The following is a 24,555-nucleotide window of genomic DNA, read 5'->3' on the forward strand; positions in this document are numbered from 1 at the left end:
CGACGCAGCAGCCCCAAGGCCTGCCGTGTCCCGGGCGCTTTCGGTAACGCCCGACTCCGCACTCCCGCACACGGGAGCGAGCGGTCCGCCTATCGATCCAGACGAGCCTGCCCAGGGCGGCTCAAGGAGTACGGTCATGAGCAACAGCATCGAACACGTCAGCTTCCCCAACTTCGGCTGGGACAACGCCGCGGACATCTATCTGCCGGCGGATTTCGACCCGGGCAAGCGCTACCCGGCGATCGTCAGCACCCATCCCATCGGCAGTTGCAAGGAGCAGACCTCCGGCAACATCTACGCCGCCGGGCTGGCCCGGGCCGGGTTTGTGGTCATCGCCTTCGACGCCAGTTTCCAGGGCGCCAGCGGCGGCCAGCCACGCTTTATCGAAGACCCGGCCACTCGCGTGTCGGACATCCGTTTCGCCATCGACTACCTGGTGACCCTGCCTTATGTCGACCCCGAGCGCATCGGTGCCATCGGTGTCTGCGGTGGCGGTGGCTACACCATCCAGGCGGCAATGACCGACTACCGGATCAAGGCCCTGGCCTCCATTACCGGGGTCAACTTCGGCCGCCTGATCCGCGAAGGTTTCAGCAACTTCGATCCGGTCAGCGCCTTGCACGCCATGGCGAAGCAGCGCACCGCCGAGGCCCGGGGCGAGGCGCGTCATGTGATCGACTACCTGCCAGCATCGGTAGCCGAGGCGCAGCAGAACGGCATCAGCGACATCGACGTACTGGAAGCCACCGAGTACTACAAGACCGCCCGAGGCCAGCAGCCAAACGGCGCCACCAGCGGTCTGTTTTCCTTCAATAGCGCGGCCTTTGGCTGGGATGCCTTCCTGCAGGCCGAGGTGCTGCTGACCCAGCCACTGATGGTGGTGGTCGGCGACAAGCCCGGCGGCTTCGGTGCCTACCGCGACGGCCTGGAAATCCATGGCCGTGCGGCCTCCCGGGACAAGCATCTGGTGGTCGCTGAGGGCGGGTCCCACTACGACCTGTACGACCGCGCCGAAACGGTGGCGCTGGCCATGGCGCAATTGGTGCCGTTCTTCCAGCAGCACCTGTAAGGGGTGAGGCAGCCGCCGCTGTCGCCTGGCCGGCGACGGCGGCTTTGTCGTGCCTGGGCGCCAAACCGCTCCCCCGGCAGGCCGCCGGTGAGCAGCAGGCTGGCGAAGCTCAGGGGGTAGGCATTGATGACTCATTGCAGGGCCGTGATGCCGGCATCCCGGTCCCGGGCGATGGATTCCAGGGCGACATTGACGATCGAGGTGTCGAGGATCACCACCCCATAGCTCCGGCAGGGGGCGATCAGTACCTGGCGTCGCAGGCGGTGCTTGAGGTCCATGGGGGCGTATTTCCTTTGCCGCAGTGCGGTGCGACTATACGAACCTTTTTGCACACACTGCTTCGGGCTGGATCGAAGTGTGCGGCGAAACCTTTGCCGAGCCGGTGCGGGGGGCATGCTCATCATCCTGTCCGATGGCAGCTCGCTGTCCGCCAGCGCCCTGGCCGAAGCGGCGGGGATGTCACCGCAGACCGCCAGTTCGCATCTGGCCAAGCTGCTGGAGAGCTTTTGCAAGCTGGGCTGGGAGCAGTTGCAGCGCCAGCTGGGTGTCCAGCCGCTGGCCTGAAGCCCTTGTGGCCAGCCAGCGAAAGCCCCTTCAAGCCATCACCCCAAGGAATGACGAATGAGCCGCCTGCCCCTGCAACACATCGACCTGAGCCAGGTGACGAGCACCGCTGAACTGCACCTGGTGCTGCGCGATGCCCTGGGTTTTCCCCATTGGTACGGCTGTAACTGGGACGCCTTCTGGGACGCCATTACCGGGCTGGTGGAAATGCCCGAACAGTTGCATATCAGCGGCTTGCCAGCATTGTCCCGGCGCCTGCCCCGGGACGCGCAATTGCTGCTGCAATGCCTGGAGCGGATGAAGGTCCAATACCCGACGCTGGCTGCGGACCTGCTGTTGGAGCCAGCCAAGCCTTAGTTCTGCCTATCGCCGGACGCGCAATTGAGCCACGACGCCGCCTGGCAACGGTTTATTCTTTCCCGAGGCAGTGAACAGCCACCCATGGAGACGCCTGTGAGCATCAAAGACCATCCCGAGGATTACCAGGACCTCAAGCGCGCCGTCGCCTTGCTGGAGTCGCCTTCACTGACGGCGCGCCTGTCCGGGCTGCTGGGTTCACCCATCGAAAGTGCGGTCAAGGCGCTGCCGGCGGTGGTGGCGAAAAAGATCAACGGCGCGGTGGTGGCGGCCCTGCACAGCTCCGCCGATGCGGCGCTGTGGAGCCTGGACAACGCGCCCAAAAAACCGGCATCGACCTTGCTGCACAAGATGTACGCGGCCACTTCCGGCGCTGTGGGCGGGGCCTTCGGTTTTGCCGCGCTGTTTGTCGAGTTGCCCATTTCCACCACCATCATGATGCGCTCGGTGGCCGATGTGGCCCGCAGCGAAGGCTTCGATCTGGCGGATTTTGCCACCAAGCAGGCCTGCATCGAAGTGTTCGCCATGGGCGGCAACAGCCAGGCCGACGACGCCACGGAAACCGGCTACTACATCACCCGCAGCTTCACCACCCAGGCCATGCAGCAACTGTCCAAGGAGCTGGCGGCCATTGCCGCCAAGCGCGGTGCCGGGGCGGTGGGCAGCTTGTCGCCGGGGCAGGTGGGCAAGTGGCTGGCACTGCTGATCGAGAAAGTCGCCAGCCGTTACGGCGTGACCATCTCCAGCAAGTTCGCGGCCCAGGCGGTGCCGGTGATCGGCGCCTTTACCGGCGCCACCATCAATGCGCTGTTCACCGACTTCTACCAGGACATGGCCCGTGGGCACTTCACCGTCAAGCGCCTGGAGCACAAGTACGGTTTTGAGCAGATCAAGGACGAGTATGCGCAGATCCTGCGCAAGCAGCTGGCAGGCTAGGGCGGTATCCCCATGAGCGACTTTCCCGTTATCCGCACCCCGCGCCTGATCCTCAGGGAACTGTGCCCGGCCGATGTCCCGGCATTGTTCGCGATCCACAGCGACGCCGATGCCATGCAGTGGTTCGGCACCGACCCCATCACCGACTACCCGCAGGCCGAGCAACTGCTGGCGCTGTTTGCCAGCTGGCGCAGCCTGCCCAACCCGGGGACGCGCTGGGCCATCGAACGCCAGAACCAACCGGGCCTGCTGGGCACCTGCGGCCTGTTCAAATGGAACCGGCAGTGGCGCAGCTGCGCCGTCGGCTTCGAACTGGCGAAGTCGGCGCAAGGGCAGGGGCTGATGGGGGAGGCATTGCAAGCCATTGTTGGCTGGGGGGTTGAATACATGGCATTGAACCGCATCGAGGCCCAGGTACACCCGCAGAACCTGGCGTCGCTCCGGTTACTGGAGCGGGCAGGGTTTGTCCGCGAAGGGGTTTCACGGCAAGCGGGTTACTGGCTGGGCGCCCATCATGATCTGGTTCAGTACGCGCTGCTGCGGGCAGAGTTTACAGCGCGATGAGCCTCCCCAATCGCCCGTGTACTTGATCCAGACCGTGCACCCTTCATAAAACTCAGGCGTTGCGCAGGATCGCGGCGGCCTGCTTGACCTTGTTGTCTTGAACCAGTTGAAACAGACCACGTTCCACATCGGCGACGCGAGCCTCTGGCAGGTAGCTCCGAGCTATGTCAGCCAGGCGTTCGCACCAGCCCTCGTAAGCGTTCGAATTGGCTTTACTGATACGGATCCGGGTCGGGTCCTGTTTGATTGCCGCCAGGACGGTGTCGCTGTGGACCTGCTGGATTTTCATGATCTGCAGGTCCAGGGTGGCCGACTGGAGCGGGTCGAGAAACATGCGGATCTTGCTGACAAACGACACACTGGAAAACTGCGGCATCTTCAGGCTGGCGATCTCGTAAAGTGCCGGGCGCGGTTGCTCCTTGAACAGCGCCGAGGCCTGTGCGATCTGCAAGTCTTTGACCCCGGAGCGGAAGCGGCCAACACGGACATTGGCCAAGCCACCCATTTGAGTGAACCCCCAATAGAGAACATTCGATAGCCCGTCCTTGACGGTGTTCAGCGAGTCGCTAAGGAGTTGTTGGCGAATCCGGGTTTCCAGTTCGGACATGGACAGCCGCACAACGGGCGTCTGGCGGGCAAAGTCAAAATGCGCAGTGGGGAAGGCATAGCCTGCTACCGCATCGGCCAATGTTTTCGCTTGCTCAGGACTCAGTGGCATTACGTGTTCCTTGTGTCGTTATAGGGGGGATGGCGGGCGACCTTTCAGCTGTTGCCCGGCTCCGGCACATCGCTGTCCGCGACGGGCTCCAAGTCGTGATAGGAAGGAAAAACCTTCCTGTTAGTGATCTTCAAGGCGGTTGGTTGCTCGAGCCCGTGGGTTTTACTGGAGTTCCAGGTGCGCCGTTCGCCGCAGTAGGTATGCACCACCTCCGAGTTGTCCCAGAACAGGCGCTCCAGTAGGGCTTCGTACTCGGCCAGCCACGAATCATCGAAGATGTAGCTGCCTTTGGGGTAGGTGGCGAAGTGCACCATATGCCCGAAGTAGCAGTGCCCCCGGCTGTTTGGCAGCACGCTGAAAAGCGCCGGGGTGATCTGCGCCCCCGTCACTGGCAGGCTTTGCAGCACCGCACGATTGTGCGCTTCGGCAGCCGGCGAAGGGTCAAAGCAATGGATGTATCCATACAGGTTGCCGCTCATGGGGTCAGTTGCCTGCGTTATGGGTTGATTGGCGGCATCCGTTGTTGCGGGCCAGTCGATCGATCGCTTGCACGCCGGCGCGCATTTTTTCCACGGCGCTGGCATTGGCCGAGTGGATGTGAATACGCGGCGGATGAAAACCATTGAGGGCCACGGCCTCTTCGATCCACAGGATCACATCGTAACCGGTGCCGCGCTGATCATCTCCGAGGTCGTGGTCGAGGCTGATGTCCTCGACGCCACCGGCCTTCAGCAGCGCGATCACTTCGTCCGGCCAGTAGGCGCGAACCCAGCCTTGCGGGGTTTGGCGTTCGTCGTCGAGGTAGATTTTCATGGGCCTGTTTACTCTTTCAGATGCAGTTCAAGCATCGGCGTCGTTCGCGATGACATGCAGTACAAGGCTTAGCGAGTCGTCGGTGAGCAGCGGTGGGTGATCCTGTTGCAGCTTGTCGACGAAAAAAAGCGCACCCGGCGCTGTTTCAGCGGGCATGGAGAGGCAAGGGTAGAGTCGGTTTTTACTGGCCTCGGCATACTGGATATGAACCTCGCTGTGCTCAATCCAGATCCTGCTCGATTGACCGGAGCAACTCAGGAACAAGGTGCTGAAACTGGATTGCTCCTGCTCCAGCGGCATTGATTGAGACTCGCCGTGCCGGCCTTTGCGAATGGCTCGTGCCATGGCATTGAATGCTTTGGGTGTGCCAAAGAAATGCAGTTCCTGTCCGTTCAGTCTTGCCAGCACGTCAAGTTTCCTTTCGTATCGCATCGGTCAACGCTGGGTCATTGCAACCTGCGCCGGAGCGCTGACAGGACCGCGTCAGCGTGGCAGAGTGGCCTGTCCAGAGGAATGGCGCCGGCTGTTTCAGGTGCCAAGGTGATCGTGCTGGGCACGCCCTGGTCGCAGAGCTGCTGTTGAACTTGCAACAGGACTCGGCGGCTGCCTGTGAGCCAATGCTTGTTCTGCTCTGACAGCAGTGCAGCGACTTGCGGTGGGTGGTCTTTTACGGTGGATGTCTGGATGAATTTTCGCCCGGTTGTATACCCCGATATTGAGCAATAAGCCATTGCCGGGCTCAAGGTTGCATTGTTTCTCCGGCACTGGATTAGTCCGCCGCACTTGTGTAGAAACGCACCTTCCTTCAACCCGGCACCCGTTGCCACCCCAGGTAGAACCCCATGCGGCCCAACGCCGAACTGCGATTGTTTGCACTGCCCCTGTGCGCTGGCCTGGTCTACGCCGTGATCAAGGGCCTGATCAAGGGCTGGAATGGCACGGAGCTGTTTTCCGGGTTTCTGTTTGGCAGTGTGATCGCCATGGTCCTGGGCATTCCCCTGTTGCTGTGGACTGAGCGGCGCTGCCCGCAGGCCAGGGCGCGCTACCTGTGGATCAGCCTGATCCTGAGCCTGGTGGCCACGGTGCTGGTGCGTACTTCATGGATGCAGCTGTTGCTGCTGCCGCTGGCGGGCGGGCTGGCCTTGGCTGGCTTGTACAGCCTGCTGAGCCGTGGGATTGATCAACTGTCGGTGCCGCCCCATGGGCGAGGGCAGGGCTTGCGGCGGCTGCTGGCGGTGCCGCTGTCGGGGGCGCTGACCCTGGGAGGCGTTGCGGTAACCCTCTATCCCAAGGGCACGGAAAGCCTGCCGGTATTCTTGCTGGGGGCCATGATCGGTGCCTGGATCAGCATGCTGGTCAGTTGGCCGGTGCTGTGGCTGGTGGAGCGCTTTCTCGCCACTGGCTGGCGCTATGTGATCGGAGGTGGCCTCAGTGGCGTGCTGATCTGGCTGCTGTCCGGCGCCCCGGGGCTGTTCGCCGGGTCCCTGAAGGGGGCTTCGGGGCTGGACTACTGGATCCCCTTGCTCAACCGTGGGATCTTTCCGTTCCTGCTGCTGGGGCTGCTGGGCGGTGGGCTGTTCACGGTGCTCCACGGCATCGGCCCGCGCCGCTGTCCGGCCGCTTACGACTGAATTAGATTGCCCAAAGGTCCTGTCTGATGAACCTCAGCCCCATCACCCACGTCGCCTTCGAGGATGAAATGCTCTGCCTGAGTTGGGCCGACGGCTTGCGGCTGCGCCAGCCCCTGAGCCGTTACAGCCGGCTGCGGGAGGCTACGCCCGAGCAGCGGGCGGATTTTGCCATCGCACCTCGGGGCTGGTCCGTGTCATGGCCGCACCTGGGCGAGCCGGTGCTCAGTCTCAACGCCATCGACTGGATCTGGGAATGCCTGTGCGATGAGTCCATGGCTCGCCTGAAGGCCCTGGACTGGCAACTGCAGCAACTGCCGGCGGACGACCAGGCCATCGTCGCGCTGTGGCGGCTGGAGGCGGACGGCTACAACGGCGGCTTCCTGCAGTTCTTCTGCAACTGGGGGCAGCAGACCTGCGAGCTGGCGCTCAGCACCCTGGCCGCGATCGGCGCGCGCAACACTCGGGCCCTGGTCAGCCGCCAGCGCCAGCTGATCGCGCACCTGGAAGGCCACCCGCAACTGGAGCAACTGTGGGACATTCCCGGGCTGCTGAGCGACGAGGAACATGAGCTGATCAGTGGCGAACTGGACGAGCAACTGTGGTCGGCGATGGAGGAGGTCCCGGCCTTGGCGGTGAAGTATTTTTACGTTGGCTGAGGGGCCTGGCGCCGTGTTCTAATGCCGCGCCTCGTCTCGGCAAATGGACTTCACCCCATGTCTGAACCCCGCATCCGCGCGCTCGCGCTGTGCATCTTCCATCACCAGGGCAAGATCCTGGTCAATCAGTTCTTTGATGCCGACAAGCAACAGATGCTGTTTCGCCCCCTGGGTGGCGGCATCGACTTTGGCGAGCACAGTGCCCAGGCAATCGTTCGGGAAATACAGGAAGAGCTGGGGCTGTCGATCAACAGCCTGCGCCTGATCGGCACCCTGGAAAGCCTGTTCACCTATGCCGGCAAGCCCGGCCATGAGTTCGTCCAGGTCTACGACGCCCGCTTCGACGACCCGAGTGTCTACCAGCGTGCCCAGCTCGATGCCCGGGAAAGCGATGGCGCGCCCTTCGTGGCCCGCTGGCAGGGCAGCGCCAGCTTCACCGAGCAGACGCCGCTGGTTCCCGCGGGCTTGGCGGACCTGCTCAAGCAGGCGGGCCTGCTTGGCTGACGGGCACTGATGCTGCTTGGTGCCCTGCCGGGCGGGGTGGCCCGGCAGGGCCGCCGGCTCAGAAGTCCCAGCGGGTGCTGAGCATGAAGTTGCGGGGTTCGCCGTAGGCCGCCGAATTATAGAAACCGACGTTGGTGTAGTAGGACTTGTCGAAGATGTTGTTGACGTTGAGGGTCGCCGACAGGTTCTGGGTGATCTGGTAGCGGGTCATCAGGTCCACCAGCCAGTAGGCCTCCTGGGAAATGTCTTCGTTGATCTTGCGCGGCGCGTTGTAGACCGAATACCAGCCCTCGCTCTGCCAGCGCAGGCCGCCACCGACGGTCAGCTTGTCCAGGTCGCCCTTGAGCTTGTAGCTGGTGTAGAGGTTGACCTGGTCCTGCGGCTCGAAGGTGGAGATCTTGTTGCCCTCGTCATCACGCACGATCTTGTGGGTGTAGCCGGCCTGCACTTGCCAGCCCGGGCTCAGTTCGCCGGAAATCTCCAGCTCGTAGCCCTTGGTGACCGCCTTGGCGCCCTTGAACGCGTAGTTGTCGGGGGTGGGCGACTGGTTGTTGTAGGCATCGTCCGGCACCGAGCGGTTGGTCTCGTGCACTTCGAAGTAGGCCAGGCTGCTGTTGAGGCGGCCTTCGAAGAACTCGCCCTTGAGCCCCAGCTCGTAGTTCTGGCCTTCGTCCGGGTTGAGCAGTTTGCTGTCCTTGTCCTTGTTCCAGCTTTCCTGGGGCATGAAGATATCGGTGTAGCTGGCGTAGACCGAGAAGTGGTCGTCGAGGTCGTAGACCGCGCCGACGTAGGGCACGAAGCGTCCGCTTTCCTTGTAGGACGGGGTCAGGCCGGTGAGGTGATAGTTGACCACGCGCCCGCCCAGAAACAGGTTCAGGTCGTCCATCAGGTTGAGGCGGGTGGTCATGTAGGTGCCGGTCTGGCGCACGGTGTCGTCGGTGCGCTGGGCCGGCAGCCCCCAGATGGGCCGTTCGATCTTGCCGTGCCAGTTGTAGAAGTCCACCACGTTACCCTTGCCCCCGGGGAAGTCCGGGGACCAGTAGCCCTTGCCGGTCCAGCGCGAGTTGGCGATGGAGCCGCCCAGCACCAGTTCATGCTCGCGGCCGAACAGATTGAAGGGGCCGCTCAGGTACAGGTCGGCGGAATCGCTGGTGGTGTCGCCGGTGTACTTCTGTGCGTTGACCTTGGCCGTGCCATCGGTCTGCGGCTCGTCGAACTGGATCGAGCCGAGCTCGGCGTGGTAGCTGTTGATCTTGTGGTCCAGTTGCAGCTTGGTGACCCAGCCATCCCCCAGGTCGTGTTCGAGCATGGCAAAAGCGGTGCGGGTGTATTGCTCCCAGCCGCTCCAGGTCGCGCCGTTGTTGTAGGAGCGCGACATGCTGTTGTGCCCGCCAGTGGCGTTGATCAACGGGAAGGTGCCGGACCAGCTGGAGCCCTTGGGGATGTTGTCCTGGTAGTCGCCGCCCACGGTCAGCAGGGTGTCGGGGGACAGGTCGAATTCGAGGATGCCGTAGTAGGTCGAGGTCTTGCGCGAATAGTGGTCGAGGAACGACTGCTTGTCCTGGTAGGCCGCCACTGCGCGGCCGCGAACATTGCCGGTTTCGGTCAGCGGCCCGCTGACGTCCAGTTCGCTGCGGTAGTTGTCCCAGGAGCCCATGCCCAGGGAGGCGTGGCCCTGGAACTGGGCGGTGGGCTTCTTGCGCACCAGGTTGATGGTGGCGCCCAGGGAGCCGGCGCCGGTCAGCAGGCCGGTGGCACCCTTGAGCACTTCCACCCGGTCGTAGATGGCCATGTCGCTGAGGGTGTTGCCAGCCGAATAGGCGACGTTGCGCACGGTGGAGGGAATACCGTCGTACTGGAAGTTGTTGATCGAGAAACCGCGGGCGTAGTAGTTGGTGCGGTCGGTATCGTAGGCCGAGACGGTGATGCCCGGCGTATGGCGCATCACGTCGTCGACGTTGTTGAGGCCGAAATCTTCCATGTGCTGCCGGGTGACCACGGTGATCGACTGCGGGGTCTGCCGCGGGGTCAGCACCATGCGGGTCGCCGTGGCGATGGTGCCTGGGGTGTAGGAGCCGCTGCCTTCGGTGACGGTGCCCAACTGGTTGCTGACGATCTGGGTGGCCTCCAGCTCCACGGCCTGGCTGCTCTGGGGCAGGCGGGTCAGCAGCACCGCGTTGGCGCCGTTGCGTTCAAAACCCAGGCCGGTGCCGGCCAGCAGCTTGCCCAGTGCCTGTTCCGCGCTCATGCGCCCGCTGACCTCCGCCGACTCGATCCCCTGGGCCAGTGCCGCGGAGTAGGCGATCTGCAAACCGCTCTGGGTACTCAGTTGGTCCAGGGCATTGGCCAGGGACTGGCGGGCGATGGCAAAACTGTAGGTGGCGGTTGCCTGGTTGCCGGTAGCGGTGGTGGGCTCGACCGCCATCACGGGGTTGCAGGCCAGGCAGATGGCCAGCGCGAGGATGCTGCGGGCCGGGGTGAGTGTTGGAAGGTGCATGGAAGTCCCGTACGAAATAGGAATGATTTGCATAAGCAAACACCCTGACGGGTTGGCCTCGGCAAAGCCGTAAAACTTTTTTCAGCCCCCCCGGGCAGTGTTTCAGCGCAGTACCAGGATGCCGCCCGGCAGGCGGGTGAGCTCGGTGGCGGTGACTTTGCTCAGGGCCCGGACAATGGCCTGCGGGTCATCGAGCTGGTAGTTGCCGCTGACTTTCTGCTGCGCCGCGTCGGCGTTGAACAGCAGGATCGGTGCGCGTTGGTAACGCCGCAGCTCTTGCAGAACCTGGGCCAGGGGCGCGTCCTGGAAGGACAGGCGGCCGTTGATCCAGGACAGTTGCCGTTCGCTGCCCTCGGGGTTCAGGGGCAGTAACCGGTGGCCCTGCAACTGTTGCCAGTTGCCGGCTTGCAGCAGGCTCTGCTGGCCGTTTTCGTCGGCCAGGCGTACCCGGCCTTCGCGTACGGCCACGGTCACCCCGTCGGCCTGGCGGCTGACGCTGAAGCGGGTGCCGACCACGGTCACCGTGGCGCTGCCGGCCTCGATGGTCAGCGGCCGGGACGGGTCGTGGAAGGCCTCGACATAGAGCTCGCCGCGCAGCAGCTGGATGCGCCGCCGGGCGTTACTGAAGTCGCTGCTGATGGCGCTGTCGCTGCCCAGCACGATGTGCGAACCATCGGCCAGGTCGAAGCGCTGGAGTTCGCCGACCGCGCTCAGGTGATCGGCCTGCAGGCGCAGTGGCAGGTCGCCGAACCAGCCGGCACCGAGCATCACCAGCACCGTGGCCGCAGCGGCCAGCCAGCGAGTGCGGTGGCGTTTTCTGCGCGGCGTGGCGGGGGCCGGGGCGGCCGGCAGGTCCAGGCCCAGCGCCAGTTGTTCCAGGGCCTGTTCGAAGGCGCTGGCCTGCCACAGGTCTTCCAGGGCGCGGTAGGACTCGGCGTGCTGCGCGTGGCTGTTGCGCCACTGTTCAAAGCGCTGGCGCAGCGGCAGGTTGTGGGTCATGGCCTCACGCTGGGTGAACCAGTAGCTCGCCTGCTCGCGAATGGCGTCGCCGGGAAGGGCGCTGAGGTGTTCAGTCATCGGGGTTCTGCCGGTCGGTGGCTTTGATGCAGGCATTGAGTGCATGGCGCAGGTCCTTTTCCACCGTGCTCAGGGAAACCTGCAAGCGCTGGGCAATCTGGCTTTGCGAAAGATCGTGCAGTTTATGCAAAACCAGGATTTGTTGCTGGCGCTTGGGCAGGGTGGCCAGTACCTGTTGCAGCAAGTGCAACTGCTGCTGGCCCTGGACATGGCTTTCCGGCCCGGGGGCAGCGGTGGGCACTTCGCTGAGCTGGCTGGCGTCGGTGGGCTGGTACTCGAAGCGGCGTTTGCTGCGCTGGCTGCGCAGGTGATCGAAGGCCAGGTACTGGGCGGTCTGATAGAGGAACGGCTGCAAGTGCTCGATGGGGCGGGCGTTGAGCGCCTTGGCCACCCGCAGGTAGGTCTCCTGGGCCAGGTCCTCGGCCAGGTTGGCGCACCCCACCACCCGCGCAAGCATGCGGATCAGCCCCCCGCGCTGTGCAATGAACAGCGCGCTGAGTTGTTGCTGGTCGTCTCCGGTTTCCATCGCCCACTGCTCCCACTACCTGATACGGCTCAGCGTGAATGGCTGGGCATTCTAATGAGAATTCTTATCATTACCAGCGAATTTCCACGGGAGCCTTGTCCTGGGCTTTGTGCAGGGCTTGCGGCACCAGGGAATGATTCGCGCGGCCCATGGTCGATTCAACATGGCCCCCGGTGACCCGTTCGCTCCCCCTCGACGCGCCATCGTGCCGGCCATGCTGCAACCGGTTGCGCCGCTCTGCCGCCAGGTACGTTCAGGGGCGGCGCTGGCAGGGGGTAAAGGTTTTTCGGGAAGGATCGATCATGCGCTGGATTGTCAGGACCCTGTGTTTTGCCTTGTTGTTGCCCGCAGCCCAGCTCTGGGCCGCCGACCCGCAGCCGGCGGTCCAGGCCGCTGCCCAGGACAAGGCCCAGGCGCTGGAGCAGAAAGCCGCGGACAAGGAGAGCCCGAAGGCCGAGCCCCAGGCCGCACCCATCACCAAGAACGAAGTGCAGGCCGTGGACCCGGCCGGCCAGGCCCCGGTGGACGACGCCATCACGTGCCTGTCGCGGACCATCTACTGGGAAGCCAAGGGTGGTGAAAGCGCCGATATGGAGGCCGTGGCCAATGTGGTTCTGAACCGACTGGGCCATGAGGGTTTTCCCGGGACGGTGTGCGAAGTGGTCAAGCAGGGTTCGGAAAAAAGCCCCTGCCAGTTCTCCTGGTGGTGCGATGGTCGGCCCGACCAGGTGGAAGAAGAGGGCCGCTATACCATCGCCAAGGAAATTGCCCGCAAGGCGCTGAACCAGCAGCTCAAGGACCGTACCGGCGGCGCTCTGTTCTTTCACGACCGCAGTGTTTCGCCGGACTGGTCCCGGGCCTATATCAAGACCACCGAGATCGGCAGCTTCAGCTTCTACAAACCCAAGGACGTCGCGGCGCGCTAGTGGCGTGGGTTTGAGTCGTGGGTACGGGCCTGGTCGTCCTGGCGTAGCCAGCGTTTGCCGAGGGTGGTCAGTCGATGGCGGATGGGCTGGCTGAACATTTTTTGCGAGACCTGGTGCAGCAGGCTTTCGCACAGCTCGCGATCCAGCGGGAAGCCGGCTTCCAGCCATGCCACAGCACAGTGCTCCCAGTGTTCGGAGCCGGACCCCAGGGCGTTCAGCAGCAACTGGCGCAGGCACAGCGGTTCACCCGGCGGGGGCTCTATCCTGAGCCCGGCGAGGGCGCCAGGCAGGTCGGCCGCGACCGATTCGTAGGGGCGTTCAAGCAACGGCAGGAGCCAGACGTAGCTGAAGTGCCGGGTCATGACAGGGGCATTCCTCTGGGTGCGGCGTGGCTTATTGCACTTGGTCGAACTGATCGGTGATTGCATACCAGTCGGCCTTCATGGCCACGCAGTAATGCTGTTGCCTGGGGGCTGCGAAGGGCGTGTCCAGGGTGGCAATGGCGATGGAAATCCACTGGCGATATTCGCCATGGGTGTCCTGCCAGAACAACGAAGAGCCGCAGTGGCAGCAGAACTGGCGCAGCACGCCAGGGGAGGATTCGTACACCTTGAGCGCCGATCTCTGGTCGCGGATTTCCAGATTCGCACGCGGCGTACTGGCATAGGAAGCAAAGGCCGCGCCGTGGCCCTTCTGGCACTTGTGGCAATGGCAGTGGGTGACGGCTTTCAGCGCGCCGCACACTTGGTAAGTCACCGCGCCGCACAGGCAACTGCCTTGATGCTGGTTTTGCATGGTCAGGGTTTCCGAAGTTTCAGGGCCAGCATTGCCGCGAGTGGGTGAACCCTTTATAAAACGCCGGCTGCTGATCGCAGCAGCTGCCCAGGAACCCGACCCGCAAGGAGCGACATAGTGAGTCAATCGCCTCACCCCCTCAACACCTGCATAGGGCGCGTGCGCCTGCCGGGTCTCGCCGGCCTGTTGCTGGCGCTGGCCGGCTGCGGCGCCCTGACCGATGTGCGGTCCTTTTCCACGCCCTATTCCACGCCGCCGGGTGGCGAAACCGTGCGCCTGCGGGTGATCAGCGACGGCATGGTGCGCGGTGTGCCCAGGTCCGACTGTGTGGATTTCCGCCTGCCCGGTGCCGGGGTCGTGGTGGCTGCCCGGGACGGCTACGCCAACCGTAACGGTGAAAGCCTGGGCATGGCGGCGCCGCAGACTCCCGCAGTGCCCGGTACCCGGACCGAAGTGCTGGTGCCGGCCGGGCAGCCCATGGCGTTCCACTACCTGGGCAACCAGTGCTACAACCTGTTCAGCTTCGTGCCCAAGGCAGGCATGGACTACCAGCTGGAAGCCTCGGGGATGTACAAGTGCGCGGTGATGCTCAAGCAGGCGCCGCTTGGCTCGAAGGAATATGCTGCGGCCCCGTTGAAAGACAGCAAGCTGTGCCGGGTGACGGACAACCTGTAACGCCCCGGACCTGAACCCGGGCAGAGGAGAGAGGCACCATGCAGGTCTTGGAAAACCGCATTCCACCCCCCCTTGTCGCGGTCCTGTTCGCCGTGTTGATGGGGCTGCTTGCGCGCGGGTTGCCGGGCCTGGATCCGGGCTTGGGCACACGCCTGTTGCTGGCGCTGCCGCTGGTGATGGCCGGGCTGCTGTTTGTCCTGGCCGGAGGGCTTGCCTTTCGCCGGGCCAAGACCACGGTCAACCCGCTGAAGCCCGCCAGCGCCTCGGCCCTGGTCACCTCGGGGATCTACCAGTACACACGCAACCCGATGTATGTCGGCTTTGCCCTGTGGCTGCTGGCCTGGGGGCTGTACCTGGCCTCGCCCCTGGTGCTGCTCGGCGTGCTGGGGTTCGTCCTGTACATGAACCGCTTTCAGATCTACCCCGAAGAACGGGCGCTCGGGCAATTGTTCGGGGCTGATTTTGCGGCGTATCGCCAGCGTGTGCGGCGCTGGCTTTAGGCGGTACGGCTGTTCAAGCCGCCACTTGCGCCTGCAGTTGCAACTGGCCATCCACTTCGCGGGTCAGGCCGCTGGCGACGAACAGCGGTACCAGCAATTTGTGCAGTTGGGGGTCGACGAATTCCTTGACCGTTGCCAGGTCCAGATCGCCGCTCGCCGGCAGCTCGGCCTTGGTGAAGGACAGCCAGGCTTTCTTCAGGGCCTGCAGCACATCGCTGCCGGCGGTGGAGGCGAAGCGGCGGTTGGCCACCCGGCCGGCGAAGTTGAAGGAGTGCTGGTAGTCGTAGCCGCTCTCGTCACCCTGGCTGGCGACGCAGCGACCACAGGAGCAGGGGCCATCGGCGAAGGCCGTGCGCAGGTAACTGTTGAAATCGACGATGGGCTTGAGGGCCAGGCGCTTGTCGACTTCGAACAGGTCCCCGGTCATTTTTGCTTCACTGCTCAAGGTCATTTTCCTCACTGTCAGGCGGTGTATTTCTCAAGGGGCGCACCATACCAGCCGGATCGGCCCAGGGGTACTTTTCTGGCATTGTTCGCGGCTTGAGAGAGGGGGGACATCTGCTAGGATCCATCGGCTTTTATGGCGGGGCGACGGGCAGCACCCGACCCCTGTGTCTTGATCTCATCGAGGAACACCCATGTCGATCTACACCCTCACCGTTCCCTGTTTTGCCCAGATGCTGCGCGCCCTGGAGGGCTTTCTCGCCAAGGGCGAAGAGCAGGCCCGGGAGCGGGGGTTCGAACCCCAGGTGCTGTTGCAGTCGCGGCTGGCACCGGATATGTATGACCTGGCGGCCCAGGTGCGTTTTGCCTGCACCCAGGCCCGGGAAGCGGTACAGCGCCTGAGCGGGCAGCCTGTGACTGCATTGCAGGCGCCGGTCGGTATGGCCGAGGCCAGGGCACTGATCGAAGACACCCTGGCGTTCCTGGCGGCGGCGGACCGCGAGCTGATCGACAGCAGTGGCCAGAGGGCCATCGCCATCGAGCTGCACAACGGTATTGCCTTCGACATGAACGGCGAGGAGTTCGCGCGCAACTGGGCGACGCCGCAGTTCTATTTCCACCTGGTCACGGCCTACAACATCCTGCGGCACAACGGTGTGCCCCTGGGCAAGGCCGATTATGCCCAGCACATGTTCGCCTATCTGCGCCAACCGCAAGAAGCCTAGCCGCGCCAGCCGCAGACTCCCCGGCCAGCGTCAGGTCAACGCCGATGGCCGCATCACCCGGCGCTCCAGGTCCTACAGCGCCGGCCGCGGCAACTGCACCCATTCCTGCACTGCCGGCCGTTGCCACTGGCGCCGGGCATAGTCCACCAGGTTCGCCGGCACCGGGTCACCGTTGAGGATCAGCCGGTTGAGCATCAGCGCCAGGTCGACATCGGCGATCGACCACTGGCCGCACAGGAAGTCGCGGCCATCCGCCAATAGCTCCTGCGCGGCCTCCACCAGGGTGTTAGCCGCCGCTTGGGCCTGGGGCGACAGCGGTTCGCCCTTGCAGCCGTAGAACACCACCAGGGTCGTGCGCTCCTGGCGGATCGGCAGCAGGTCGCTGCGCAGCCAGGCCTGGACCTGACGGGCCTTGGCACGCTGGCGCAGGTCCTGGGGATAGACCGGGTTGTGTGGGAACAGCTGTTCCAGGTATTCAGCGATGGCCGAGGATTCGGACAGGGCAAAATCCTCCAGCACCAGGGTCGGCACGCGCTGGGTCAGGGACAGGCGGGTGTAGGCTGGTGCGCGGTTCTGCGCGGCGTCCAGATCCAGGGGCAGCAGGTCGAAGTCGATACCCTTTTCCCGCAGCACCACGAACACGGACAGGGCATAGGGGCTGGTGAACTGGGCATCGACGTACAGGCGCGGGCGGGAAGCGGTCACGGCGGTCTCTCCAAGGGGGGAGCGCCCACGCTAGGAGATCCTGGTCGATAAATAAAATGCAGGTTTTTTATCCGTGCATTCCTCGTAGGAATACTGGCGTTTCGGCCTCCGTGCGCGATGCAGCCGTGGCGATGCGGTTCTGGAGTCGCGGGCGGGCGTCGGAGGCGGACCGGGGCGTGCAGCAGTGGCTGTGCAGTCGCCAGCGTCGGTTATCGAGCCGGTCCACGGGGTGCGGAAAAACCCGGCTTCAGCGCGTTGCAGTTGATCGACTGGCGTCAGCGGCGGGTGCGCCTGTGCCGCGCGAGTGGCCAGCATTGGCAGGCACATTGCCTTGATCGAGAAGGCAAAGTACTGGCCCCGGGCAGTCTGAAGTGTCGCCAAAATCACTTTATTTTCAGGTGGTTAGGTGACCGCAAAATGCGCCATGTGTTGATTACGCTGACTTCGTTTGCCCTGTTGGGCGGGGCTTCTGCGGCCCAGGCCCGGGAGCTGGCGGCCAATGACCGGTATGTCTGCAGCTGGGGGGCGGGCACTGCCGCCAGGGCCCAGGAATTGAAGTTGTCCGGGGTGTCGCTGTATGCGGCGCGGCAGAAGATCCAGACCTACAAGTTCAGCAAGGGCTGGATGCGCATGATGGCCCTGGGCATCACCGAGCAGACCTACGACAGCCCCTCGCGGATCAAGCCCGAGGCACTGCGCAAAAGCTTTAACGAGGATTGCCTGAGGTATAAGTTGGCTCGCCGCTGAGGGGGCGCAGATCTGCACCGGGTCGCAGGCCTGTAGCTGGCCCGGGCCGCCCCGGGCAGGAGCCTGAAGGGCGCGCGGCCTCCTGCGGCAGTGTCTGATCTGCCTGTTTGATCATGAATGGAACTTGTGATCATCGCGATTAAAATGAGTTTGTCTCACCAAGGGCCGAGTGCCGACAATGGCTCCCATCAAACACAGGGGAGTTGCATGTCATGGCTTTGGCCCATTCTCTAGGATTTCCGCGCATTGGCCGCGACCGTGAACTGAAGAAAGCGCAAGAGGCGTTCTGGAAGGGCGAACTCGACGAAGCCGGCCTGCGCGCCGTGGGCCGTGATCTGCGCAAGACTCACTGGGAGCTGCAGAAAAACGCCGGTATCGACCTGCTGCCCGTGGGCGATTTCGCCTGGTACGACCAGGTTCTGACCCATTCCCTGATGTTCGGCGTGATTCCCCAGCGTTTCCGTCCGCAGCATGGCCCAGCCACGCTGCAGACCCTGTTCGGCATGGCGCGTGGCGTCAGCGACGGCTGCTGCGGCGGTGCCCACGCCCAGGAAATGACCAAGTGGTTCGACACCAACTACCACTACCTGGTGCCTGAATTCGGCGCCGACCAGCAATTCCAGCTGGGCTGGGAGCAGCTCTTCGAAGAGGTCGAGGAGGCCCGGGCCCTGGGGCACGCCGTCAAGCCGGTGCTGATCGGCCCGCTGACCTACCTGTGGCTGGGCAAGGCCAAGGGCGCCGAGTTCGACAAGCTGGAGCTGTTGGACCGCCTGCTGCCGCTGTACGGCCAGATCTTCCAGCGCCTGGCGGCCCAGGGTGTGGAGTGGGTGCAGATCGACGAGCCGATCCTGGTGCTGGACTTGCCCCAGGATTGGAAAAACGCGTTCGAACGTGCCTACAACCAGATCCAGCGCGAGCCGCTGAAAAAACTCCTGGCGACCTATTTCGGTGGCCTGGAAGAGAATCTCGGCCTGGCCGCGAACCTGCCGGTGGATGGCCTGCACATCGACCTGGTGCGTGCTCCCGAGCAGTACCCGACCATCCTCGATCGCCTGCCGGCCTACAAGGTGCTGTCACTGGGCCTGGTCAATGGGCGTAACGTCTGGCGCTGCGACCTGGAAAAAGCCCTGGCCACCCTGCAGCACGCCCATGAGCGCCTGGGTGAGCGCCTGTGGGTGGCGCCTTCCTGCTCGCTGTTGCACAGCCCAGTGGACCTGGACCGTGAAGACCAGCTGGACGCCGAGCTCAAGAGCTGGCTGGCCTTCGCCGTGCAGAAATGCCAGGAAGTGGCGGTACTGGCCCAGGCGGTGAACCAGCCGCAGGCCCGGGCGGTGCTCAAGGCCCTGGAGCAGAGCCGCGCCGTACAGGCCAGCCGCGCGGCCTCGCCGCGCATCCACAAACCGGCGGTACAGGCTCGGGTGGCGGCCATCACCACCAAGGACAGCCAGCGGCGCTCGGCCTTCACCCAGCGTATCGCCAAGCAGCGCGCCGGCCTCGACCTGCCGCTGTTCCCCACCACCACCATCGGTTCGTTTCCGCAGACCGCCTCGATCCGCCTGGCACGCCAGTCGTTCAAGCAGGGCAAGCTGAGCGTCGCCGAATACACCGAAGCCATGCACAGCGAAATCCGCCACGCGGTGTTGGTGCAGGAACGCCTGGGCCTGGACGTGCTGGTGCACGGCGAGGCCGAGCGCAACGACATGGTCGAGTATTTCGCCGAGCAGTTGGACGGCTATGTGTTCACTCGTTTCGGCTGGGTGCAGAGTTACGGTTCCCGGTGCGTCAAGCCGGCGGTGATCTTCGGTGACCTGAGCCGCCCCAAAGCCATGACCGTGGAGTGGATCCGCTACGCCCAGGGCCTGACCGACAAGGTGATGAAGGGCATGCTCACCGGCCCGGTGACCATGCTGATGTGGTCTTTTCCGCGCGAAGATGTGAGCCGCGAAGTACAGGCCCGGCAACTGGCCCTGGCGATCCGCGACGAAGTGCTGGACCTGGAAGCCGCCGGCATCAGGATCGTGCAGATCGACGAAGCCGCGTTCCGTGAAGGCTTGCCGCTGCGCCGGGCGCAGTGGCAGCACTACCTGGACTGGGCCACCGAAGTGTTCCGCCTGTGCGCCTCTGGCGTGCGTGATGAAACCCAGGTCCACACCCACATGTGCTACAGCGAATTCAACGATGTGATCGAGTCCATCGCCGCCATGGATGCGGACGTCATCACCATCGAGACCTCGCGTTCGGACATGGAACTGCTGGACGCCTTCAAAGCCTTCGCCTACCCGAACGAGATCGGCCCGGGCGTCTATGACATCCACTCGCCACGGGTGCCGGATGCCTCGGAAATGGCCAACCTGCTGCGCAAGGCCGCCCGCCGCATCCCTGCCGAGCGCCTGTGGGTCAACCCGGACTGCGGCCTGAAGACCCGCGGCTGGCCGGAAACCGAAGCAGCCCTGGTGCACATGGTCACCGCGGCCCGTCAGTTGCGTAAAGAACTGGCCTGATCGGCCAACCCCGCCACCGGAGCACGTCGGCGTGCTCCGGTTTTCTGCTTCCAGCATGGCATCGGGGGCAAGTGGTGCGAGGGCGAGCAAGCAGGTAGCGGAGGCCGGCGCGGCGCATCTGATCCGTATTTTTCTTGCGCATCTGCGTCTGTTATCAGAACAGCCATGGTTTGAAAATGGCGCGCCCGGCCGGCTTTACGGCTGGAGACCGGGCCCGCTGCACCGCATACCTACTGTTCAGGAGGCCTGATGACTAAGATGGCGTTTTTCTTGTTTGGATTTTTAGCCTTGACCATCGCGCTCGGTGCGCTCGCGACTATCTCTCCGACCTGACCCCCGAGCCCTTTGCGGCTCTTGCTTCATATCCCCGCGCAATCAGTGGCAGCCCGGCAAGCGCCGCCACTGCCTTGTACTTATTTGGAACACTTTCGTGCCCCGACCACGCAGAGGATCACCGCCACGGTGACCCCGAGCATGCCCAGGCTGACGTGCTCGTGGAGCAGGCCGGCGGCCAGGGCCAGGCCGAAAAAGGGTTGCAGCAACTGCAACTGGCCGACGGCGGCGATCCCGCCCTGGGCCAGCCCGCGGTACCAGAAGACAAAACCGATCAGCATGCTGAACAGCGATACGTAGCCCAGGCTGACCCAGGCCGGCAGGCTGATGCCACTAAAGGAGGCGGGCATGCTGAACAGGGTCAGTGCGGCCATCAGTGGCAGCGACAGCACCAGGGCCCAGGAGATCACCTGCCAGCCGCCCAGGGTGCGCGACAGCTTGGCGCCTTCGGCATAACCCAGGCCGCATACCAGCACGGCCATGAGCATGAGCAGGTCACCCTCGGGTGAAGCCGTGAGGCCCTGGGACAGGGCATAGCCCACCACCAACAGGCTGCCGAGCACCGAGAACAGCCAGAACACAGGGCGCGGCCGCTCGCCGCCGCGCAGCACGCCGAACACCGCGGTGGCCAGGGGCAACAGGCCGAGGAACACAATGGAATGGGCCGAGGTCACGTACTGCAGGGCCAGGGCCGTGAGCAGCGGAAAGCCCAGCACCACGCCCAGGGCAACGATGGTCAGGGGCAGGAGTTGGACGCGGCTCGGACGGCGCTGCTTGAACAGCAGCAGGATGCACAACGCCAGGAGCCCGGCGATGGTGGCCCGGGCCACGGTGAGGAATAGCGGGTCGAACTCCAGCACCGCGACCCGGGTGGCCGGCAGTGAGCCGCTGAAGATCAGCACGCCGATAAAGCCGTTGAGCCAGCCACTGGCGGTTTTTTCCAGGGTTGGGGATTGCAGGGTCGATGTCCGTTCCATTCGGGGAGTGCTCAAGAAGTGGGAGGCCGCAGCGGCGGGGGCTTGTGTCGAGCCCATCCTAGGATTGAAAATCAGCACAATCAAAAAATTGTCATGGATACAGCGCCTATGGCCCGTGCCCGCTACAAACAACTGGTGGACACCTTTGCCGCCGATATCCGTACCGGCATCCTGGCCCCCGGCACCCGCCTGCCCACCCATCGCGAGCTGGCGGCGCGGGAAGGGCTGGCCCTGGTCACTGCATCGCGGGTCTACGCCGAGCTGGAAGCCATGGGCCTGGTCAGCGGCGAAACCGGGCGTGGGACCTATGTCCGGGAAACCGCCTTGCCGCCAGGGCAGGGCGTGGACCAGCCCGCTACGGCACCGGGCACCCTGGACCTGAACTTCAACTACCCGGCGTTGCCCGGCCAGGCCGAACTGCTGCGTAGCGCCTTGCGCCAGTTGGCGGCGACCGGCGACCTGGAAGCCTTGCTGCGCTACCAGCCCCACGCCGGGCGCAGTCATGAGCGGGCCACGGTAGCGCGCTACCTGGCGGGCCATGGGCTGGTGGTGGAGGGCGAGCAGGTGCTGCTGGTCAGCGGCGCCCAGCACGGCCTGTCGACCACCCTGATGGCGTTGCTCAAGCCCGGTGATGTGGTGGCGGTGGATGCCTTGACCTACCCCGGGTTCAAGGTGGTGGCCGAGGCCCACGGGCTGGAACTGCTGGCCATTCCCCTGAGCGAGCAGGGGCCGGACCTGGAGGCCTTCGAGCGCCTGTGCCAACGGCGGCGGGTGCGCGCGGTATACGCCATGCCGACCCTTCACAACCCCATGGGCTGGGTGCTGGACCTGGCCTGGCGCCAGCGCCTGGTGGCGATTGCCCGGGCCCACGGGCTGCTGATCATCGAAGACGCCGCCTACGCCTTCCTGGCCCAGGATCCTCCCGCGCCGCTGGCTGCCCTGGCACCAGAGATCACGGTCTACATCTCGGGGTTCTCGAAGAATGTGGCCACCGGCCTGCGGGTCGGGTATGTGGTGGCGCCGCCGGCCTGGGTGGCGCTGATCGAGCGTGCGATCCGCACCAGCACCTGGAACACCCCGGGGGTGATGACCGCCATGGCCTGTGCCTGGATCGAGGATGGCACGGTGGCGCTCCTGGAGCACCAGAAGCGCGAGGATGCCCAGGCCCGTCAGGCCCTGGCCCGGGAAGCCCTGGCCGGGCTGGCCTATGTCAGCCATCCGAACTCCTACTTCCTCTGGCTGCCCTTGCCCGAGGAAGTCCGGGCCGATCAGGTGGCCATGGCGCTGCTGCGGGAGAAGGTCTCGGTGTCCACCGCCGAGCCCTTTGTCGGCGCCGGCCCGGTGCCCCACGCCATTCGCCTGGCGTTGGGCTCGGTGGCCATGGCCGATCTGGGCGTGGCGCTAGCCAGGGTCCGGCAGGTGATCGGCCGCTACGCCTTCTGAAGCGGCAAGCGTCAAAGCTTGAACTGGGTCACCAGGGCATTGAGGTCCACCGCCAGGCGTGACAGCTCCTGGCTGGCGGCATTGCTCTGGTTGGCCCCGGCCGAGGTCTGGGTCGACAGGTCGCGGATATTGATCAGGTTGCGGTCCACCTCGCGGGCGACCTGGGCCTGTTCCTCGCTGGCGCTGGCGATCACCAGGTTGCGCTCGTTGATGGTGGTGATGGCCTGGGTGATCTGGTCCAGGGCCAGCCCCGAAGCGCGGGCGGCTTCCAGGGTCAGGTGGGCGCGCTCGTTGCTGTTGCGCATGGCACTGACCGCACCTTCGGTGCCTTCCTCGATGGTGTTGATCATGCTTTCGATTTCCTGGGTCGACTGCTGGGTGCGATGGGCCAGGGCCCGCACTTCGTCGGCGACCACGGCGAAGCCGCGTCCGGCGTCCCCGGCCCGCGCGGCCTCGATGGCGGCATTGAGCGCCAGCAGGTTGGTCTGTTCGGCAATCGAGCGGATCACTTCCAGCACCTGGCCGATATTGCGCACGTCCACCGCCAGGTTTTCCACCCGCTGGCAGGTCTGGGTCACGTCTTCGGCCAGTTGGCCGATGGAGTCGACGGTGTGCTGTACCTGCTCGCGGCCGTGATGGGCCGTGCGGTCGGTTTCCTGGGAGGCTTCGGAGGTGCTCACCGCATTGCGCGCCACTTCCTCCACGGCGACGGTCATTTCATTGACCGCGGTAGCCGCCTGTTCCACTTCGTTGCTTTGCTGGTGCAGGGTCTGGCTGGAATGCTCGGTGACCGCGTGCAGTTCCTCGGCGGCGGAGGCCAGTTGGTTGGACGAATCGGCGATCCGCTGCAGGGTGCCGCGCAGGCTGGCCTGCATGGTCTGCAGGGCGTGCAGCAGGCGCGCCGGTTCGTCCTTGCCGCTGACTGCGATGCTCTGGCCGAGATCACCGCGGGCGATGGTTTCCGCTACCTCCACGGCCTGGCCCAGGGGGCGCACGATGCTGCGGGTCAGGAACAGGGCCAGGACCACGGTCAGGGCCACCACGACCAGCATGATCAGCAGGACCATGCCCACCGCACCTTTGAACACCTGGTTGCTTTGCGCCGCCGCGGCGATACCGCCCCGGGTGTTGACGTCGATGATGGTCAGCAATTCCTTGAGCATGGCGTCGGCGTTGGCCAGGAACGGGCCGCCGTCGACGATGTCGATCGCCGCTTCCTTGTGGCCCTGGCGCATCAGGTCGGTGATCCGGTGCTGGTCCTTGAGGTACAGCGCCTCGGCTTCGACAAAACGCTCGTAGGCGGCGCGTTCGTCGTCGACGTTGATCAGTTTTTCATAGGCCTGCTGTTGCCGATCCTGCTGCTGCTCCAGCTCGCTGAGGCGCGACAGCAAGGCCTGCACGTCACCGCTGTCGCGCACCACCAGCATGCGCAGGGTCAGGGTTCGGATCTGGGTGCTGGTCAGGGCCAGGGCATTGGCGGCAACGATGGATGGCTGCCAGTTCTGGTCGACCTCAAGGGATTGCTGGTTCATGCGTTGCATTTCCAGCAGGGAGAAAACTCCCAGGGCCAGGGCCAGCAGGGCGATCAGGGCGAAGCTGAACCCTGCGCGGCGGGAAATGTTCATCGTTCTCAAGAGCATGACTGTGTTCCTTGTGGCGGCAAAAAGTACAACCGGCGAGGCGAGTCGCGGTTTGCATCGGTGCGGTGCGCGGTGGGGCGAGGCCCCACGGCACCGTCGGCTTTTTGCACACAAGGCAGGCGGCAGGCGCATCTGATCGGCGCCTTTGTCCAGTGCTTTCCAGGATCGACAGGTTGCACGGCCTGCTTGGAAAACCCGCCAATGATAGCACGGTGACATCTGTCGTGGGCGC

Annotated in this window: 29 protein-coding genes and 1 pseudogene; 15 read left to right on the forward strand and 15 right to left on the reverse strand. The window is 64.4% G+C overall.

The window, feature by feature from the left end; all coding sequences use genetic code 11:
- Positions 1-136: 136 nt before the first annotated feature.
- The gene (locus tag A9971_RS31600; protein ID WP_065363703.1) at positions 137-1,069 is read left to right on the forward strand and encodes an alpha/beta hydrolase; all 933 of its coding nucleotides are present in this window, start codon (positions 137-139) and stop codon (positions 1,067-1,069) included.
- Between the two features lie 131 nt (positions 1,070-1,200).
- Here the strand turns inward: A9971_RS31600 and A9971_RS31605 are convergent, their stop codons facing one another.
- Positions 1,201-1,347 carry an MFS transporter gene (locus A9971_RS31605; protein ID WP_145992905.1) on the reverse strand — a complete coding sequence of 49 codons (147 nt, stop codon included), beginning with the start codon at positions 1,345-1,347 and terminating at the stop codon, positions 1,201-1,203.
- Positions 1,348-1,462: 115 nt separating this feature from the next.
- Between A9971_RS31605 and A9971_RS33010 the strand changes: the two genes are divergently transcribed.
- The 4 genes from A9971_RS33010 to A9971_RS31625 all read left to right on the forward strand — a co-directional run bounded on the left by A9971_RS33010 (position 1,463) and on the right by A9971_RS31625 (position 3,490).
- On the forward strand, positions 1,463-1,633 hold the full coding sequence (locus tag A9971_RS33010; protein ID WP_162865003.1) for a winged helix-turn-helix transcriptional regulator: 171 nt from the start codon (positions 1,463-1,465) through the stop codon (positions 1,631-1,633).
- A 57-nt stretch (positions 1,634-1,690) separates the two neighbouring features.
- Positions 1,691-1,990 (forward strand): barstar family protein, encoded by a 300-nt coding sequence (locus A9971_RS31615; protein ID WP_015635147.1) that lies wholly within the window; start codon positions 1,691-1,693, stop codon positions 1,988-1,990.
- Between the two features lie 84 nt (positions 1,991-2,074).
- On the forward strand, positions 2,075-2,926 hold the full coding sequence (locus A9971_RS31620) for an EcsC family protein (RefSeq protein ID WP_011060682.1): 852 nt from the start codon (positions 2,075-2,077) through the stop codon (positions 2,924-2,926).
- A gap of 12 nt (positions 2,927-2,938) precedes the next feature.
- Complete coding sequence (locus A9971_RS31625; RefSeq protein ID WP_183000419.1) at positions 2,939-3,490, forward strand: GNAT family N-acetyltransferase; 552 nt, start codon at positions 2,939-2,941, stop codon at positions 3,488-3,490.
- Positions 3,491-3,542: 52 nt separating this feature from the next.
- On the opposite strand, the gene A9971_RS31630 is transcribed toward A9971_RS31625, so the two are convergent.
- Genes A9971_RS31630 through A9971_RS31645 form a run of 4 tightly spaced genes read right to left on the reverse strand, consistent with a single transcriptional unit; the run spans position 3,543 to position 5,429 of the window.
- Positions 3,543-4,208 carry a hypothetical protein gene (locus tag A9971_RS31630; protein ID WP_123431007.1) on the reverse strand — a complete coding sequence of 222 codons (666 nt, stop codon included), beginning with the start codon at positions 4,206-4,208 and terminating at the stop codon, positions 3,543-3,545.
- 44 nt (positions 4,209-4,252) lie between these two features.
- The gene (locus tag A9971_RS31635) at positions 4,253-4,687 is read right to left on the reverse strand and encodes a hypothetical protein (RefSeq protein WP_183000420.1); all 435 of its coding nucleotides are present in this window, start codon (positions 4,685-4,687) and stop codon (positions 4,253-4,255) included.
- A 4-nt stretch (positions 4,688-4,691) separates the two neighbouring features.
- Positions 4,692-5,021 carry a cyclic-phosphate processing receiver domain-containing protein gene (locus A9971_RS31640; RefSeq protein ID WP_011060685.1) on the reverse strand — a complete coding sequence of 110 codons (330 nt, stop codon included), beginning with the start codon at positions 5,019-5,021 and terminating at the stop codon, positions 4,692-4,694.
- A 27-nt stretch (positions 5,022-5,048) separates the two neighbouring features.
- Positions 5,049-5,429 (reverse strand): hypothetical protein, encoded by a 381-nt coding sequence (locus A9971_RS31645; RefSeq protein WP_183000421.1) that lies wholly within the window; start codon positions 5,427-5,429, stop codon positions 5,049-5,051.
- Positions 5,430-5,863: 434 nt separating this feature from the next.
- Between A9971_RS31645 and A9971_RS31650 the strand changes: the two genes are divergently transcribed.
- Genes A9971_RS31650 through A9971_RS31660 form a run of 3 tightly spaced genes read left to right on the forward strand, consistent with a single transcriptional unit; the run spans position 5,864 to position 7,812 of the window.
- A complete protein-coding gene (locus A9971_RS31650; protein WP_183000422.1) occupies positions 5,864-6,652 on the forward strand; it encodes a hypothetical protein in 789 nt (262 codons plus the stop codon).
- Between the two features lie 26 nt (positions 6,653-6,678).
- Entirely contained in the window at positions 6,679-7,308 is a 630-nt protein-coding gene (locus A9971_RS31655; protein ID WP_011060688.1) for a DUF4375 domain-containing protein, read from the forward strand.
- A gap of 57 nt (positions 7,309-7,365) precedes the next feature.
- Positions 7,366-7,812, forward strand: a complete 447-nt coding sequence (locus A9971_RS31660; RefSeq protein WP_169893659.1) for an NUDIX hydrolase — start codon at positions 7,366-7,368, stop codon at positions 7,810-7,812.
- 58 nt (positions 7,813-7,870) lie between these two features.
- Here the strand turns inward: A9971_RS31660 and A9971_RS31665 are convergent, their stop codons facing one another.
- The 3 genes from A9971_RS31665 to A9971_RS31675 all read right to left on the reverse strand — a co-directional run bounded on the left by A9971_RS31665 (position 7,871) and on the right by A9971_RS31675 (position 11,912).
- A complete protein-coding gene (locus tag A9971_RS31665) occupies positions 7,871-10,342 on the reverse strand; it encodes a TonB-dependent siderophore receptor (RefSeq protein WP_183000423.1) in 2,472 nt (823 codons plus the stop codon).
- A gap of 69 nt (positions 10,343-10,411) precedes the next feature.
- A complete protein-coding gene (locus A9971_RS31670; RefSeq protein ID WP_169893663.1) occupies positions 10,412-11,386 on the reverse strand; it encodes a FecR family protein in 975 nt (324 codons plus the stop codon).
- On the reverse strand, positions 11,379-11,912 hold the full coding sequence (locus tag A9971_RS31675) for an RNA polymerase sigma factor (RefSeq protein WP_011060692.1): 534 nt from the start codon (positions 11,910-11,912) through the stop codon (positions 11,379-11,381). The genes A9971_RS31670 and A9971_RS31675 overlap by 8 nt, the downstream gene beginning before the upstream one ends.
- Positions 11,913-12,214: 302 nt before the next feature.
- Here A9971_RS31675 and A9971_RS31680 point away from each other — a divergent pair, with 302 nt between their 5' ends.
- Entirely contained in the window at positions 12,215-12,838 is a 624-nt protein-coding gene (locus A9971_RS31680; RefSeq protein ID WP_072452386.1) for a cell wall hydrolase, read from the forward strand.
- Here the strand turns inward: A9971_RS31680 and A9971_RS31685 are convergent.
- Positions 12,835-13,200 carry a hypothetical protein gene (locus tag A9971_RS31685; RefSeq protein ID WP_077933864.1) on the reverse strand — a complete coding sequence of 122 codons (366 nt, stop codon included), beginning with the start codon at positions 13,198-13,200 and terminating at the stop codon, positions 12,835-12,837. The two genes, A9971_RS31680 and A9971_RS31685, sit on opposite strands and share 4 nt — an antisense overlap.
- A gap of 31 nt (positions 13,201-13,231) precedes the next feature.
- Positions 13,232-13,633, reverse strand: coding sequence for a GFA family protein (locus tag A9971_RS31690; protein ID WP_123473169.1), 402 nt, complete (start codon positions 13,631-13,633; stop codon positions 13,232-13,234).
- Between the two features lie 117 nt (positions 13,634-13,750).
- On the opposite strand from A9971_RS31690, the gene A9971_RS31695 reads away from it, so the two are divergent.
- Positions 13,751-14,308, forward strand: a complete 558-nt coding sequence (locus A9971_RS31695) for a hypothetical protein (RefSeq protein WP_019094995.1) — start codon at positions 13,751-13,753, stop codon at positions 14,306-14,308.
- A gap of 38 nt (positions 14,309-14,346) precedes the next feature.
- Positions 14,347-14,808: an isoprenylcysteine carboxylmethyltransferase family protein gene (locus A9971_RS31700; protein ID WP_123473170.1), complete on the forward strand. Its 462-nt coding sequence runs from the start codon at positions 14,347-14,349 to the stop codon at positions 14,806-14,808.
- 13 nt (positions 14,809-14,821) lie between these two features.
- Here A9971_RS31700 and A9971_RS31705 read toward each other — a convergent pair whose 3' ends face one another.
- Complete coding sequence (locus tag A9971_RS31705) at positions 14,822-15,259, reverse strand: hypothetical protein (RefSeq protein ID WP_183000424.1); 438 nt, start codon at positions 15,257-15,259, stop codon at positions 14,822-14,824.
- 187 nt (positions 15,260-15,446) lie between these two features.
- Here A9971_RS31705 and A9971_RS31710 point away from each other — a divergent pair, with 187 nt between their 5' ends.
- Positions 15,447-15,977, forward strand: a complete 531-nt coding sequence (locus A9971_RS31710; protein ID WP_183000425.1) for a DUF1993 family protein — start codon at positions 15,447-15,449, stop codon at positions 15,975-15,977.
- Between the two features lie 72 nt (positions 15,978-16,049).
- Here the strand turns inward: A9971_RS31710 and yfcF are convergent, their stop codons facing one another.
- The gene (yfcF, locus tag A9971_RS31715) at positions 16,050-16,682 is read right to left on the reverse strand and encodes a glutathione transferase (protein WP_183000426.1); all 633 of its coding nucleotides are present in this window, start codon (positions 16,680-16,682) and stop codon (positions 16,050-16,052) included.
- 417 nt (positions 16,683-17,099) lie between these two features.
- Between yfcF and A9971_RS31720 the strand changes: the two genes are divergently transcribed.
- Positions 17,100-17,429, forward strand: coding sequence for a hypothetical protein (locus A9971_RS31720; protein ID WP_015635164.1), 330 nt, complete (start codon positions 17,100-17,102; stop codon positions 17,427-17,429).
- A gap of 212 nt (positions 17,430-17,641) precedes the next feature.
- Positions 17,642-19,930, forward strand: coding sequence for a 5-methyltetrahydropteroyltriglutamate--homocysteine S-methyltransferase (metE, locus tag A9971_RS31725; RefSeq protein ID WP_183000427.1), 2,289 nt, complete (start codon positions 17,642-17,644; stop codon positions 19,928-19,930).
- Between the two features lie 413 nt (positions 19,931-20,343).
- Here the strand turns inward: metE and A9971_RS31730 are convergent, their stop codons facing one another.
- The gene (locus tag A9971_RS31730; protein ID WP_123473173.1) at positions 20,344-21,240 is read right to left on the reverse strand and encodes a DMT family transporter; all 897 of its coding nucleotides are present in this window, start codon (positions 21,238-21,240) and stop codon (positions 20,344-20,346) included.
- 108 nt (positions 21,241-21,348) lie between these two features.
- Here A9971_RS31730 and A9971_RS31735 point away from each other — a divergent pair, with 108 nt between their 5' ends.
- On the forward strand, positions 21,349-22,683 hold the full coding sequence (locus tag A9971_RS31735; RefSeq protein ID WP_183000428.1) for a PLP-dependent aminotransferase family protein: 1,335 nt from the start codon (positions 21,349-21,351) through the stop codon (positions 22,681-22,683).
- 11 nt (positions 22,684-22,694) lie between these two features.
- Here the strand turns inward: A9971_RS31735 and A9971_RS33395 are convergent, their stop codons facing one another.
- Positions 22,695-23,558 (reverse strand): methyl-accepting chemotaxis protein, encoded by an 864-nt coding sequence (locus A9971_RS33395; RefSeq protein ID WP_370059491.1) that lies wholly within the window; start codon positions 23,556-23,558, stop codon positions 22,695-22,697.
- Positions 23,553-24,542: pseudogene (locus A9971_RS33400) on the reverse strand (MCP four helix bundle domain-containing protein); the annotation flags it as partial. The pseudogene A9971_RS33400 and the gene A9971_RS33395, both read right to left, overlap by 6 nt.
- Positions 24,543-24,555 lie beyond the last annotated feature (13 nt).

It is taken from the genome of Pseudomonas sp. UME65 (genome assembly GCF_014170225.1).
GTDB classification, from domain to species: domain Bacteria; phylum Pseudomonadota; class Gammaproteobacteria; order Pseudomonadales; family Pseudomonadaceae; genus Aquipseudomonas; species Aquipseudomonas protegens.

Coding starts and splice junctions, on each gene's coding strand:
- A9971_RS31600 (WP_065363703.1), top strand. CDS start 137: ATGAGCAACAGCATCGAACACGTCAGCTTCCCCAACTTCGGCTGGGAC.
- A9971_RS31605 (WP_145992905.1), bottom strand. CDS start 1,347: ATGGACCTCAAGCACCGCCTGCGACGCCAGGTACTGATCGCCCCCTGC.
- A9971_RS33010 (WP_162865003.1), top strand. CDS start 1,463: ATGCTCATCATCCTGTCCGATGGCAGCTCGCTGTCCGCCAGCGCCCTG.
- A9971_RS31615 (WP_015635147.1), top strand. CDS start 1,691: ATGAGCCGCCTGCCCCTGCAACACATCGACCTGAGCCAGGTGACGAGC.
- A9971_RS31620 (WP_011060682.1), top strand. CDS start 2,075: ATGGAGACGCCTGTGAGCATCAAAGACCATCCCGAGGATTACCAGGAC.
- A9971_RS31625 (WP_183000419.1), top strand. CDS start 2,939: ATGAGCGACTTTCCCGTTATCCGCACCCCGCGCCTGATCCTCAGGGAA.
- A9971_RS31630 (WP_123431007.1), bottom strand. CDS start 4,208: ATGCCACTGAGTCCTGAGCAAGCGAAAACATTGGCCGATGCGGTAGCA.
- A9971_RS31635 (WP_183000420.1), bottom strand. CDS start 4,687: ATGAGCGGCAACCTGTATGGATACATCCATTGCTTTGACCCTTCGCCG.
- A9971_RS31640 (WP_011060685.1), bottom strand. CDS start 5,021: ATGAAAATCTACCTCGACGACGAACGCCAAACCCCGCAAGGCTGGGTT.
- A9971_RS31650 (WP_183000422.1), top strand. CDS start 5,864: ATGCGGCCCAACGCCGAACTGCGATTGTTTGCACTGCCCCTGTGCGCT.
- A9971_RS31655 (WP_011060688.1), top strand. CDS start 6,679: ATGAACCTCAGCCCCATCACCCACGTCGCCTTCGAGGATGAAATGCTC.
- A9971_RS31660 (WP_169893659.1), top strand. CDS start 7,366: ATGTCTGAACCCCGCATCCGCGCGCTCGCGCTGTGCATCTTCCATCAC.
- A9971_RS31665 (WP_183000423.1), bottom strand. CDS start 10,342: ATGCAAATCATTCCTATTTCGTACGGGACTTCCATGCACCTTCCAACA.
- A9971_RS31670 (WP_169893663.1), bottom strand. CDS start 11,386: ATGACTGAACACCTCAGCGCCCTTCCCGGCGACGCCATTCGCGAGCAG.
- A9971_RS31675 (WP_011060692.1), bottom strand. CDS start 11,912: ATGGAAACCGGAGACGACCAGCAACAACTCAGCGCGCTGTTCATTGCA.
- A9971_RS31680 (WP_072452386.1), top strand. CDS start 12,215: ATGCGCTGGATTGTCAGGACCCTGTGTTTTGCCTTGTTGTTGCCCGCA.
- A9971_RS31685 (WP_077933864.1), bottom strand. CDS start 13,200: ATGACCCGGCACTTCAGCTACGTCTGGCTCCTGCCGTTGCTTGAACGC.
- A9971_RS31690 (WP_123473169.1), bottom strand. CDS start 13,633: ATGCAAAACCAGCATCAAGGCAGTTGCCTGTGCGGCGCGGTGACTTAC.
- A9971_RS31700 (WP_123473170.1), top strand. CDS start 14,347: ATGCAGGTCTTGGAAAACCGCATTCCACCCCCCCTTGTCGCGGTCCTG.
- A9971_RS31705 (WP_183000424.1), bottom strand. CDS start 15,259: ATGACCTTGAGCAGTGAAGCAAAAATGACCGGGGACCTGTTCGAAGTC.
- A9971_RS31710 (WP_183000425.1), top strand. CDS start 15,447: ATGTCGATCTACACCCTCACCGTTCCCTGTTTTGCCCAGATGCTGCGC.
- A9971_RS31720 (WP_015635164.1), top strand. CDS start 17,100: ATGCGCCATGTGTTGATTACGCTGACTTCGTTTGCCCTGTTGGGCGGG.
- metE (WP_183000427.1), top strand. CDS start 17,642: ATGGCTTTGGCCCATTCTCTAGGATTTCCGCGCATTGGCCGCGACCGT.
- A9971_RS31730 (WP_123473173.1), bottom strand. CDS start 21,240: ATGGAACGGACATCGACCCTGCAATCCCCAACCCTGGAAAAAACCGCC.
- A9971_RS31735 (WP_183000428.1), top strand. CDS start 21,349: ATGGCCCGTGCCCGCTACAAACAACTGGTGGACACCTTTGCCGCCGAT.
- A9971_RS33395 (WP_370059491.1), bottom strand. CDS start 23,558: ATGCAGGCCAGCCTGCGCGGCACCCTGCAGCGGATCGCCGATTCGTCC.